Below are 12,210 nucleotides of genomic sequence, written 5' to 3' on the forward strand. Positions count from 1 at the left end.
CGATGCGTTCAGGCAATCCCCCTTCCACCCGCGGGCTCGATCCCGCCCCCGTGCGCGCATGGCTCGTGCTGTGCGCGATGTCGATGCTGCAGTTCTTCATCGCGGTCGACGTGACCGTGGTCAACATCGCGCTGCCCTCGATCGGCGCGGACTTCGGCGTCGAGGGCCACTCCCTGACCTGGGTCGTGGTCGGATACACCATCACCGGCGGCGGACTGCTGATGCTCGGCGGCCGCCTCAGCGACCTTCTCGGCCGTCGCCGCACCCTTCTGGTCGGCACGACGGTGTTCGGCACAGCCTCGCTGCTGGCCGGGCTGGCCCCCTCCTTCCCGGTCCTGGTCGCCGCAAGGCTGCTCCAGGGTGCGGGCGAGGCCGTCGCGCTGCCCGCCGCGATGGCGACCATCGTGCTGCTCTTCCCCGAGGGCCCGCGCAGATCGCGCGCCCTGAGCGTATGGGCCGCGGTCGCCAGCTGCGGCCTGGTTCTCGGGTTCGCCCTGTCGGGGATCATCACCGCACACCTGGGCTGGCCTTGGATCTTCCTGATCTCGGTGCCATTCATCCTGATCGTGATCGCGGCTGTGCTCGCCCTGGTCCCCGCAGACCGGTCTGTGCCCCGCGCGCACGGCCGCCTGGACCTTCCGGGGGCGCTGCTGCTGACGGCATGCCCGCTGCTGTTCGTCTGCGCCGCGGTCCAGGCTGGCGAACCTGACGCGAGCCCGTGGGTGAGCGCAGCCGCCCTGGTCGGCTCGGTGCTGACTGCCATCGGGTTCGTGCGGGTCGAGTCGAGGTCGCCGAACCCGCTGGTCCCGCTGGCGTTCTTCGCGGACCGCCCCAGGCTCCGAGCGAACCTGACGACGATGCTGCTCAGCGGCGCGCTGTCGACCTCGTTCCTGCTGTTCACGTTCTACCTGCAGGACAGGCTCGGAATCGGCCCGCTGGGCGCAGGCCTGACGATGCTGCCCCTGGCCGTGGCGCTGATCGCGGCATCGGTGCTCGTGCCCCGGCTGCTGGAGCGCTGGGGTGCACGCGCATGCGTGCTGATCGGGCTCGCGGCCGCGGCGGGTGCGATGACGGTGGTCGCGTTCGCGGCCGTCATGGACGGCGGAGCGGCATGGCTGCTCCCCGCGATGCTGCTGATCGCAGCGGGCATGGGCTTCGGGATCGTGGGTCTGCAGTACATCGCGGTCTCCGGGACCACCGAGGAAGACGCCGGGATCGCCTCCGGCGTCCAGCGAGCGGCCGACCAGCTCGGAGGAGCATCCGGTGTGGCCATCTGCGTAGGTCTCGGGTTCGCCCCGGCCCTGCACACCGGAGATCCGTTCGTGATCGCAGCAGCGCTCTCCGTCATCGGGCTGATCGTCGGTGCCGTGGTGATCGCCCGCGCGCCCTCCCCCACCGCGGTGGGGGAACCGTCTGCCCGGTAGCAGAGCAGGCTGCCGCGCTCAGAGGGACTGCGGCGCGGCAGCCTCGCCCAGCGGCTTCTCCAGCACCGCGAACTCGAGATCGTCGCGCTGCGGCAGCCCGAACTGCTCCTGCCCGTATGGGAACGGCTCGGTCTCGCCGGTGGGTGCGTATCCGCGGCGGCGGTAGTAGTCGACGAGCTCCGTCCGCTGGCGGATGACGGTCATGCGCATGCGCTCGGCCCGCCATCGCCCGACCGCGTGCTCCTCCGCCGCGACCATCACCGCGCGCCCGATCCCGCGCCCCTGGAGCTCCGGCCTCACCGCGAACGTGCCGAAGTACGCGATGCCGCCGGGACGGTGTGCCAGCTGCACACACGCCTGCAGGGCACCCGGGGCAGGAGACCCCTCCGCCTCCCCCGCAGCCGCGCGGAACAGCAGGACCACAGTCTCCTCCTCCGCGAGCATCTCGCGGGCCATGGCGGCGTCGAGGCGCTGGCCGCCCAGCAGATCGGCCTCCGTCGTCCACCCCGCGCGCGAGGCGTCGCCCCGGTACGCCGACTGCACGAGTGCGACGAGCTCGGCGATGTCCGCCTCACCCGCCTGCGAGGCCACGAGGCCCGCCGCGTGCAGCCCAGCGCTTCCCGCGCGCACCGACTCGCCGCCGACGCCCCTCATCCGGCCCGCTCCGCATCCGCCTCGTAGATCGCCGCGGCCACGGCCACGTCCTCCCACGACATCCCCGAGGTCTTGAACACCACGGGGCGCCCCGCAGCGAAGGCGCCCTCACCGCCGGTCACGACCTCGCGGAGAGTGTGCACGTCGTCCCAGGTGAGATGCCCCTCCTCGATCGCCATGACGACATCGCCGCCCTCCCGGCGGGCATTGCCCAGCGATTCGACGATCACGTGGGCCCGACCCAGCAGCGCCCCGGGGAGCTCGCGCTCCGAGGCCGAGTGCGAGCCCATGGCGACGACGAGCGCGTCCTCGCGCACGGCCTCCGCGGCGAGGACGGGCTCCGCGGCGGCGGTCGCCGTGATGACGAGATCCGATTCCGCGACCGCGGCGTCGAAGCCCTCCCCGATCACGGCCTCGGCGACGTCGATCCCCTCCGCTGCGAGCGTCGTGATGAGCTCCGCCGCGCGCCCGGCCGTCCGCACGCCGAACACCACGCGCAGGACCGGCACCACTGCCTGGGCCGCGCGCACGTGCGGCAGCGCCTGCGCTCCTGCGCCCGCCACCGCCAGGCGCACGCCCGCTGGGAAGCGAGCCGCCGCGAAGCCGGCGACGCCCGCAAGCGAGAGCGCCGGGGTGCGCAGGCTCGTCGCCGCGGCTCCATCGATGTGGGCGAGCTGCCGATGCGTGGTGCGGTCGGCGAGCAGCACGCTGCCTTGGATGGTCGGGATCCCGCGCCCGGCATTGTCCGGGGTCCGGGTGACGACCTTGACCGCGGTGTAGGCCCCCAGCTCCGAGGGCATGAGGATCATCTCCCCGTGCTCGAGGCCGACGATGCTGCGCGGGATGTCGTCCTCCGGGTCGAAGTCGACCACCGCCTCCCGGATCGCGGCGATCGCGGGGGCGAAGCCGGTGGCGGCGACGGCCTCGGCGTCGATGTTCCTCATGTCAGCGCTCCTGCTCCCGCAGGTGCTCGGCGAGCACCTGGGCATGGTTGTGTGCTTCGTCCTTCGCACCGTACAGGAGGACGAGCGCGGCCCGCCCCGACCGTCCGAAGCGACCCAGCAGCTCCCCTGGCGCCGGCGAGGCCGCGAGTTCGGCCCGGTACCCGGCCGCGAACTCCGGGAAGCCGAGCGCACCGGAGTGGAACCTCTGCCGCAGCTCGGCCGAGGGCGCGACCTCCCTGTCCCATTCGTCGTACCGCAGCCGCGCCTTCGCGACCCCGCGCGGCCAGAGCCGGTCGACGAGGACGCGGTACTCGCCTCCCGCTCCCCCTGCGCCGGTCCGCTCCGTGCCGGACTCCCCAGCGGGCTCGTCGAGCATGTCGTAGAGCCGGCGGGTCGTGATCACGGGCTCGTCCGTCTTCTCGTCCATGCATCCACGATACGGCCGTCCGCGCAGCGCCCGCCCCCGTCCCAGCCCCGCAGCCGCAGGAGAACATGAGACGGGACACACTCCGCCCAGCCTCCGCGACTACACTGCACAGGAGCCGGTCCGGACGCCCCCAGAGCACCGGGTCGGCGATGATTCCGAATGCACCTGAAGTCGTCGCCGACGAAGAGGAGAAGACGTGGACCTCACCCCCATCATCGACAAGCTGAACACGGGCGTTTTCATAGGCGGCCAGTGGCGCGAGGCCGAGGGCGGACGCACCCTCGAGGTCCGCAATCCGGCCACCGGCGAGGTCATCACGACCATCGCCGACGGGTCCGAGAACGATGCGCTCGAGGCGATCCGCGCCGCGGGCGAGGCGCAGGCCGGCTGGGCGGCCACCGCGCCGCGGGAGCGGGCTGAGATCCTCCGCCGCGCCTTCGAGCTGCTGCACGAGCGCGCCGACGACATCGCCGCGGTCATGACGGCGGAGATGGGCAAGCCCTTCGCCGAGTCCAAGGGCGAGGTCGTGTACGGCGCCGAGTTCTTCCGCTGGTTCTCCGAGGAGGCCGTGCGCATCAGCGGCGACTTCACGCAGTCCACGGACGGCAAGAACCGCCTCATGATCTCGCGCGAGCCGGTGGGCCCGTGCATCCTCATCACCCCGTGGAACTTCCCGCTGGCGATGGGCACGCGCAAGATCGGGCCCGCGCTCGCCGCCGGCTGCACCATGGTCCTCAAGCCCGCGCAGCTGACCCCGCTCACGTCCTTCATGCTCGTGGACGTGCTGCGCGAGGCAGGGCTGCCCGACGGCGTGCTCAACGTCGTCACCTCCTCCTCCGCACGCCGCGTCGTGACCCCGTGGATGGAGTCGGGCATCGCCCGCAAGATCTCCTTCACGGGCTCCACCGAGGTGGGCGTGAACCTCATCAAGCAGGCCGCGGAGAACGTCATGAAGACCTCGATGGAGCTGGGCGGCAACGCCCCGTTCCTGGTCATGGACGACGCCGATGTGGATGCGGCGGTCGAGGGCGCCGTCCTCGCCAAGATGCGCAACGGCGGCGAGGCCTGCACCGCGGCCAACCGGATCTACGTGCAGCAGGGCGTGGCCGAGGAGTTCTCGCGCAAGCTCGCCGAGCGGATCGGCTCCATGAAGGTGGGCGACGGCCTCGCCGAGGGCACTCAGGTGGGCCCGCTGGTCGACCAGGATCAGCTGGACAAGGTCGCCGAGCTCGTCGACCAGGCCGTGGAGGCCGGTGCCACCGTGCTCACGGGCGGGAAGAAGCTCGGCGGCGAGGGCTACTTCTACGCCCCCACCGTGCTCACGGACGTGCCGGAGAGCGCGACGCTGCGGGTCGAGGAGATCTTCGGCCCCGTCGCCCCCATCGTCACCTTCGAGACTGACGACGAGGCCATCGAGCTCGCCAACGGCACGGAGTACGGCCTCGCCTCGTACCTGTTCTGCTCAGACATCGACCGCGCCATGGGCCTGGCCGAGCGCATCGAGTCCGGCATGGTGGGACTCAACACGGGCCTCGTCTCGAACCCGGCCGCTCCCTTCGGCGGTGTGAAGCAGTCCGGTCTGGGCCGCGAGGGCGGCTCGACCGGCATCGACGAGTACCTGGAGCTCAAGTACGTGGCGATCCCCCGGGCCAACGCCCGCTGAGGTTCACACGCGCAGACGCCGAGTGAGCGCTTTCTGTCGGATTCAGCGTCCGAATCCGACAGAAAGCGCTCACTCGGCGTTTTGAGGGGGGCTCAGGCGCGGCGGCGGGCGAGGATGCCGCCGAGGTCCGCCTGTGCCGGCTCATCGGCCGCGCTGGACGCGTCGCCCGCCGTGCGCCTCCGCGTCGCGGTGCGGCCGTGTCCCAGCGGAGAGTCATCGGCCTCGCCCTCGGCCGCCGCATCCGCGAGCGCGGGGCGGTAGCCCAGCTCGTCCGCGAACTGCTCCGCAAGCGACTCCCTGCTCGCGGGGGCGAGCGAGTAGGAGGAGGCGTCGGCGACCACGGGCCGAGGCACCTGACGTTCTGCCACCGGAGCGTCGACGTACGTGGGGGTCGGCACCGCCGAGGGGGTCCAGTCGCCCGAACGCATGCGGCGGGCCAGTGCGTCGCCGGCAGCACCGCGGGTAGAAGCCTCTGCGGGCGGTTCCTCGGAGCGCTCGGAGGCGGCCTGCCCCTCACCAGGCTCCGCAGTAGGTGCCTCGGCGGACTCTGCGGCCGGCGCCGAGGAGGCGTCCGCGGCACGGGCGGTTGCCGGTGCGGTCTCCGCCGGAGCCGGTGCCTCCGCAGTCGAGGTCTCCGCCGCCGGAGCTTCGGTCGCCGGGGAGGCGTCGCCGCTGCCTGTGGCCGGGGCGAAGCCGAGCGACAGCGACGGGGCCGCATGGGAGCGCTCGACGATGGAGCGGGCGGCCGCGGTCGCACTCGTGCGGGCACGCTCGGTGCGCTCCGCGGGCGCTCCCTTCTCCTCGGGGGCGCCGCGCTCGTGCTCCCCGGCGCTGCGGGGCTCGGTCTCAACGGGGGCCGGCTCGGCAGCGTCGTCAGCCGCCTTCGCCGCGGTGGCGGCCTGCACGGCTGCGGGTGCCTTCGCGGCAGAGCCCGCACCGGGTGCCGATGCGGCGGCTGCGGGCTCCTCCGCGGCGGCGCGCACGACCGGCACCTCGGCGGTGACCGGGTCCGCGGAGGCCCCGAGCTCGACGACCTCCCGCGCTCGGGGCCCCGCGGCGCCGGGAGCGGCCTGCCGCCCGGCTCGCTGCACAGCCTCGCGCGCACGTCCGGCGGCCCCGCGCACGCGCGCCGCAGGAGCGTTCTCGGCGGCCTCGATGCCCCGCCGGAGCGCGGTGATCTCACGGTTGAGGGACCGCAGCACGAAGAGGCATGCGAGTGCCAGGGCAGCCGGGATGACCGGCACACCCCAGGGCAGCGCGCCGAACAGCACGAACCCCAGCATGACGAGTGCGGCTGCCCCGAGCACGAGGAATCCCAGCCCGCAGAACGGGAGGATCCGACGCAGCCCGCGGATGCGGCGGCGGTCGGCGGCGGAGACCTCGACCCGGTGAGCACCGGTCCGCTCCTGCGCGCCCGCACCGGCCCGGCTCCCGTCTGCGGCCCGGGACCCCGCAGCGGGGGCTCCGGCCATCGGGGCGCCGGACGCAGTGCGCGGAGAGCCTGCGGCTCCCGCCCGCGGCGTGGCGCGAGGGTCCGCTTCCCGGCCCTCCCGGACGGCAGCCTCCTCCCGAGCGCCGGCGCCCGGGCCCCTGGCGGCGCGTCTGGCTCCCGCGGAATACGAGTGGTCAAGACGGGCGCGGACGTCTGCCGGCAGTGCGCGGGGCATCCGCTCGGCGGCCGCGGCGATGCGTCGGGGAGCGGTGCGGGGCGAATGGTTCATGGCAGGTTCCATCGGTTGGGAGCGGGGGGAAGTGACCACGGTGAGGGACGGTCGTGCCGACGGCGAGGCCTCCGGGCCGGCAGAGCCCTGGGCCCCTGCGAGGAGCACCGCCGAGCCCGCTGCGAGCGGAAGCTCGAAGACCTCGGCCTCGGGAAGCTCCTCGCATGCAGCCTCGGCGGAGTGCTGCCGTCCGGCCCCGGCGGACGCATGCGGCACCTGTGCCGCTTCACCGGGCGCGTCCGCGGCATCCCGGACCTCCGCGGCCGTGCCGTCCACCACCGTGAAGCGCGGCTGCTCGCAGCCCAGGCTGATCTCCGGTGCAGTGCGGACGTACTCGGCCGACGCATCCGGCAGACCCACTGCGGCGGGATGCGCTCTGTCCGCGAGGAGCACGGGACGCGAGGGGTCCACGGCGCACGCGGGGACCCGCGGAACCTCGACGGTCCGTGCACGGTCGGTGGTCCGCTGCTCGTCATCGGGCACCTCCCCGCCGCGGCGCAGGGCGGCGGGCACGATGAAGACGAACAGCGCTGCTGCGATGAGGGCGATGGCGATGCTCGTGTCCACGCTCCAACTCTAGGTTCGGGAAGCCGATCACGATCGGATCACCGCGGGTGTGTCTTCACCTCACCGGAAGTTGTGAGCCGGACGAGCCTCAGCCCTCTCCGGATTCGAAGGTGGGAGAGGCAGTCCGCTCCCGTTCCCGCAGGTGCCAGTGCAGCAGGCCGAACGGCACGTCCTCGCTCAGGAGGCTGAAGATCAGATGGTCCCGCCAGTCGCCGTCGATGTGCATGTACCGCTCGCGCAGTCCCTCCCGGCGGAAGCCCAGCTTGTCCGCGACGCGCAGACTGGCTGAGTTCTCCGGCCGGATCGCGATCTCCATCCGGTGCAGACCGGCCGCGAAGCAGTGGTCCACCGCGAGCGCGACGGCGAGGGGGACATAGCCGCGTCCGGCCACCCGCCGGTCGATCCAGTAGCCGAGGTGCGCCGCGGCCAGCGAGCCCCATTCGAATCCGGAGACGGTGAGCTGCCCGCGGAAGCGTCCGCCGATGTCGATCGCGAAGGGCAGCGACCGTCCCTGCTTCGCCGAGGCCCGGGACAGCCGCCGCATCTCCGCGAAGCCCGGGCGGGCCCACAGGGGGTCGGGAACCGTGGCCTCCCAGGGCCGCAGCCAGTCGCGGTTCGCCGCCCGCACCTCCCTGTACTCGCGGCGGTCCGAGCGCAGATGGGGCCGCAGCAGCACCTCACCGTGCGAGAGCTCAGCCGGCCACAGCGGCGAGCGGCCCACCCTCTCAGTCGTCCAGGTCGGCGACGAACTCGCGCAGCCAGCCGCGCAGGTCCTCGCCGAGGTCCTCGCGTCGCGCCGCCAGCTCGATGACTGCCTGGATGTAGGCGAGCTTGTCGCCCGTGTCGAAGCGGCTGCCGGAGAACACGACCCCGTAGACGCCGCGGGAGTCCGGGTCCGCGGCCACGGTCTTGAGCGCGTCCGTCAGCTGGATCTCGTTGCCGCGTCCCGGCGCGGTCGCGTGCAGGGCGGGGAAGATCTCCGGGGCCAGCACGTAGCGGCCGATGATCGCGAGATTGGAGGGGGCGTCCTCGCGCGCGGGCTTCTCCACGAGGTCCGTGACGCGGACGACGCCGTCCATGTCGGTGGCCTCCACCGCAGCGCACCCGTACAGGCTGATCTGGTCCTCCGGCACCTCCATGAGGGCGATGACGCTGCCGCCGGTGCGCTGCTGCGCCTCGATCATGTCCGGGAGAATGGGGCTGCGCTCGTCGATGAGGTCATCGCCCAGGAGCACGGCGAAGGGCTCGGCACCGACGTGCAGCTCGCCCTTGAGCACCGCATGGCCCAGCCCGAGCGGATCGCCCTGGCGTACGAAGTGGATGTCCGCGAGCTCCGAGGACTGCTGCACGAGCTCGAGCTTCTTGTCGTCGCCCTTGGCCCGCAGCGCGGACTCGAGGCCGTCGACCCGGTCGAAGTGATCCTCGAGCGGCCTCTTGTTGCGTCCGGTGACCATGAGGACGTCCGTGAGCCCGGCATGGACGGCTTCCTCGACCACGTACTGGATCGCGGGCTTGTCCACCACCGGCAGCATCTCCTTGGGCATCGCCTTGGTGGCCGGCAGGAAACGTGTGCCCATGCCTGCGACCGGGACCACGGCCTTGCGCACGGGTGAGGGACTCGCTGCAGATGCTTCATCGGACATGCGCGACAGTCTAGCGAGCTTCCGCGGAGGATGTTCCGTCCTGGAGGCAGATCGTGGTCACGATGTGGGCACAGCCGCATCCGCGGCGGCTGCGGTCAGTCCTTCTGCCACTGCTGGCAGTCCTCCTGCGTCTGCGCCGGCCACGCTGCGACTGCGGCAGCACCTCGGCGACTATGCTGTCCGGGATGAGTGGCACCCCTCACGAGAAGGCGGACCTGCGCGCTTCGATCCGCGCAGCACGACGAGCTCGAGCAGAGCGCGCCGAGGCCGAACTCGCCCACGAGGCGGATCTCGCCGTCGAGTCCGGATCCGATTCGGTCGGGCATGGTGCCACCGAGGCGCCTCCGGGCGCAGCGGGCCGGCCCGGTTCCCGCACCCTCCCGGGAGCCGCCCGCTCCGCTGCGGAGGCGCTGAATGCGCATGCCTCCGCGCTGATCGGCGAGCTCCGCCCCGCCGCCGTCGTGGGGTACGCCGCCCTGCCCGGCGAGCCCAGCGTGAATGCCGCGCTCGAGGACGCCGCGAGGCGCCTGCCCGTCCTCCTGCCCGCGACCCGCAAGGGTGAGGCCCTGCGCCTGGGGCGCCTCCACGGACGCATCGCCGAGCTGCCCGCGAAGATCTGGGGCATCCGCGAACCGGACGAGGCCGCCCCCGCCGGTGAGGCGCTGGCCCGCATCCCGGGGTCCGGCCCCATCCTCGTGCTGGTCCCGGGCCTGGCCTATGACGCCCGCGGCGTGCGGCTGGGCAACGGGGGCGGTTTCTACGACCGGACGTTCGGACCGGTCGGGGACCTCACGGAGGACGGCGGGTCCGCGACCGCTCCGGTGCTCTCGCGCCTGCAGTTCGTCGGCGTGTGCTGGGACGGGGAGCGCACGGCCTCGCTCCCCCGCGAGGACTGGGACCTCGTCGTCTCCGCGGCGCTCACCGAGACGGGACTGCACGAGACCCGGTCTGCATGAGGCACTGTCTGGATGAGGCCCGTGCCTGTATGCGGCCTGTGTCTGCCTGAGGCCATACAGGATGAGAAGCGCCGCCCCGGCCGAGGAGTATGATTCTGCCGGTCCCTGAATGGAAGGTCATCCCATGCCCACATATGCCTACCGCTGCAAGAACTGCGACTGCGCCTTCGACATCCACCAGGCGTTCTCCGATGATGCCCTCACCACGTGCCCGGAGTGCGGTGAGGACCGGCTGCGCAAGGTGTTCGGCACAGTGGGCGTGACCTTCAAGGGCTCGGGCTTCTACGCGACCGACTCACGCTCGTCCTCCACCGCCTCCTCCCCGGCAGCCTCGAGCAGCTCCGCCTCAAGCAGCTCCTCCTCGTCCGGAGACTCATCCAGCTCCTCGGCGAGCTCCTCTTCCTCGAGCAGCACAGCCGCAGCCGCGAGCTGAGCCCCGCGGTTCCCGGCGGCTACTGCGGGGAACCGTCATCGGACCATCGGTAGGCGCGAAGGAACGCCCGGCAGCCGGCGGCGATGTGCGCGGCAAGTGCGCGCAGAAGGCCCTCCTCCCAGTGGAGCCTGCCGAGGTGACTGCCCGTCAGTTCGTGGAAAGGCCCGCGAGAACACGTCCGCAGCCGGAATGATGCAGCCTGGCCTCTGCCGCCTGAGGTCACACACCGCTCGGCGAACCTCACTCACTCGAGGTCACAATCGGGTGGCGGACACACGCGGCCGTCCACAGATCGAGGAAGTCACTGTCCGGGCCGAGCCGTCTGCGCCAGGCTTCCCCCATGGAAGCTCTCCTCCGGCTCATCGCCCGCGTCCGCGCCGTGCTCTCCCGGATCCCACCGCGCAGGGCTGGGATCGCGCTCCTCTGCTGCGCCGCACTCTGCACCGCCTGGGCGCTCCTCCCTCGGACGGAGGCGACCCCCGTCCTCGTCGCCGCCCGCGATCTCGCCCCCGGCACCGTCCTCACCGGTGACGACCTCCGCATCGCCGAGTACCCCCGTGCGCTCGTCCCCGCCGGAGCACTCGCTTCCGCCTCTGAGGCGACAGGGGCCGCCCTCAGCGGCGGGCTCACCTCCGGTGCGCCGCTCACGGACGCCTCCGTCCTCGCCCCGGACACGGCGACGCGGGAGGCGGGCTCACTCCTGGTGCCCACAGTGTTCGGGGACGCGCAGACGGCGGCGACACTGCGACCCGGGCACCGGCTGCGCGTCTATGCGGCGATGGACCCGCTCCTCGAGGGCGCTTCCGCCGGTGTGCCCGGCGAGGCGGCGGACGGTCTGACAGGCGGGAGCCCGGATGAAGAGGAGGGTGCGGCCCTCTCCGGCGGAATGCCAGACGAATCGGAGACGGGCGACGGCGCCTCGGTTCCCGCTGCCACCGGTGCTCTCGTGGACGAGGCGACCGTGACCTCCGTGCAGGCCCAGGGCACCGGGCTGGGACCGGGCACCACCGTCGTCACGCTCGCTGTCGCCGAGGCCGATGCGGGCAGGCTCGCGCGGGCCGCAGGAGCGCACCTCAGCTTCGCCCTGCTCAACTGAGACGCAGCGGATCGGCGCATCGCCTTCTCGCCCTCATCTCCTGCGTGTAATCTGTTCGGCGCACGACCAGAATCTCGCCGGACCTGCCCCGGAACAGCCCGGGGCCCGAGGACCGGCCGCGGTCGGACATGTGTCCGCCCTCCCTCGTCTCACCTGCGCCGGGCTCCCGGCCGTGAAAGGAATCCGATGTTCAAAGGCTTCAGGGACTTCATCCTCCGAGGCAATGTGATCGAGCTGGCGACCGCCGTCATCATCGGCACCGCCTTCACGGCGATCGTCACCGCCGTCTCGGACCAGATCATCAATCCCATCATCGCGTCGTTCGGCTCGGCGGAGGTCGAAGGCCTCGGATTCCAGCTGCGTGAGGGCAATCCCGCGACGTTCGTGGACTTCGGTGCGGTGATCACCGCCGCGATCAACTTCCTCATCGTCGCGGCGGTCGTCTACTTCATCATCATCGCGCCCATGAACAAGATCAACGAGCTCCGCAAGAAGGGCGCTCCGGAGGAGGAGGTGCCGCCCACCTCGGAGGAGCTCCTCGCCGAGATCCGCGATCTGCTCGCCACGTCCCGCCAGCAGCAGGTGCCGGACGCTCGCATCGAGGGCTCCGACGGCGGCGCGGAGCGGCCCGGGGACGCACCGCGCCACTGACGGTCACAACCCCTCAGGGGCGGTTGGCACA

At 72.2% G+C, this 12,210-nt stretch carries 12 protein-coding genes; 6 read left to right on the top strand and 6 right to left on the bottom strand.

The features are described 5' to 3' along the window. Positions 1-2: 2 nt before the first annotated feature. Complete coding sequence (locus tag K318_RS0101495; protein WP_245579730.1) at positions 3-1,424, top strand: MFS transporter; 1,422 nt, start codon at positions 3-5, stop codon at positions 1,422-1,424. A gap of 18 nt (positions 1,425-1,442) precedes the next feature. On the opposite strand, the gene K318_RS0101500 is transcribed toward K318_RS0101495, so the two are convergent. Genes K318_RS0101500 through K318_RS0101510 form a run of 3 tightly spaced genes read right to left on the bottom strand, consistent with a single transcriptional unit; the run spans position 1,443 to position 3,449 of the window. Continuing rightward, positions 1,443-2,078: a GNAT family N-acetyltransferase gene (locus K318_RS0101500; RefSeq protein ID WP_084499490.1), complete on the bottom strand. Its 636-nt coding sequence runs from the start codon at positions 2,076-2,078 to the stop codon at positions 1,443-1,445. Then, complete coding sequence (locus K318_RS18580) at positions 2,075-3,022, bottom strand: ornithine cyclodeaminase family protein (protein ID WP_035280151.1); 948 nt, start codon at positions 3,020-3,022, stop codon at positions 2,075-2,077. Before K318_RS18580 ends, K318_RS0101500 begins: the two co-directional genes overlap by 4 nt. 1 nt (position 3,023) lies before the next feature. Next, entirely contained in the window at positions 3,024-3,449 is a 426-nt protein-coding gene (locus tag K318_RS0101510) for a DUF488 domain-containing protein (protein ID WP_029088166.1), read from the bottom strand. A 196-nt stretch (positions 3,450-3,645) separates the two neighbouring features. On the opposite strand from K318_RS0101510, the gene K318_RS0101515 reads away from it, so the two are divergent. Beyond that, positions 3,646-5,112, top strand: a complete 1,467-nt coding sequence (locus K318_RS0101515; protein ID WP_029088167.1) for an NAD-dependent succinate-semialdehyde dehydrogenase — start codon at positions 3,646-3,648, stop codon at positions 5,110-5,112. 92 nt (positions 5,113-5,204) lie between these two features. Here K318_RS0101515 and K318_RS0101520 read toward each other — a convergent pair whose 3' ends face one another. The 3 genes from K318_RS0101520 to galU form a co-directional block, all read right to left on the bottom strand. Next, positions 5,205-7,400, bottom strand: a complete 2,196-nt coding sequence (locus tag K318_RS0101520) for a hypothetical protein (RefSeq protein ID WP_029088168.1) — start codon at positions 7,398-7,400, stop codon at positions 5,205-5,207. Positions 7,401-7,488: 88 nt separating this feature from the next. Beyond that, positions 7,489-8,121, bottom strand: a complete 633-nt coding sequence (locus K318_RS0101525) for a GNAT family N-acetyltransferase (RefSeq protein WP_029088169.1) — start codon at positions 8,119-8,121, stop codon at positions 7,489-7,491. A gap of 4 nt (positions 8,122-8,125) precedes the next feature. Continuing rightward, positions 8,126-9,043 carry a UTP--glucose-1-phosphate uridylyltransferase GalU gene (galU, locus tag K318_RS0101530; protein WP_029088170.1) on the bottom strand — a complete coding sequence of 306 codons (918 nt, stop codon included), beginning with the start codon at positions 9,041-9,043 and terminating at the stop codon, positions 8,126-8,128. A 185-nt stretch (positions 9,044-9,228) separates the two neighbouring features. On the opposite strand from galU, the gene K318_RS0101535 reads away from it, so the two are divergent. The 4 genes from K318_RS0101535 (at position 9,229) to mscL (ending at position 12,179) form a co-directional block, all read left to right on the top strand. After that, positions 9,229-9,999 carry a 5-formyltetrahydrofolate cyclo-ligase gene (locus K318_RS0101535; RefSeq protein WP_169721431.1) on the top strand — a complete coding sequence of 257 codons (771 nt, stop codon included), beginning with the start codon at positions 9,229-9,231 and terminating at the stop codon, positions 9,997-9,999. A gap of 124 nt (positions 10,000-10,123) precedes the next feature. Beyond that, entirely contained in the window at positions 10,124-10,432 is a 309-nt protein-coding gene (locus K318_RS24130) for an FmdB family zinc ribbon protein (protein WP_084499635.1), read from the top strand. A gap of 340 nt (positions 10,433-10,772) precedes the next feature. Then, complete coding sequence (locus K318_RS25705; protein WP_051297323.1) at positions 10,773-11,528, top strand: SAF domain-containing protein; 756 nt, start codon at positions 10,773-10,775, stop codon at positions 11,526-11,528. A 186-nt stretch (positions 11,529-11,714) separates the two neighbouring features. Then, positions 11,715-12,179 carry a large conductance mechanosensitive channel protein MscL gene (gene mscL, locus K318_RS0101550; protein ID WP_029088172.1) on the top strand — a complete coding sequence of 155 codons (465 nt, stop codon included), beginning with the start codon at positions 11,715-11,717 and terminating at the stop codon, positions 12,177-12,179. The last annotated feature ends 31 nt before the right edge of the window (positions 12,180-12,210 follow it).

It is taken from the genome of Brevibacterium album DSM 18261, assembly GCF_000426445.1.
Taxonomy (GTDB): domain Bacteria; phylum Actinomycetota; class Actinomycetes; order Actinomycetales; family Brevibacteriaceae; genus Brevibacterium; species Brevibacterium album.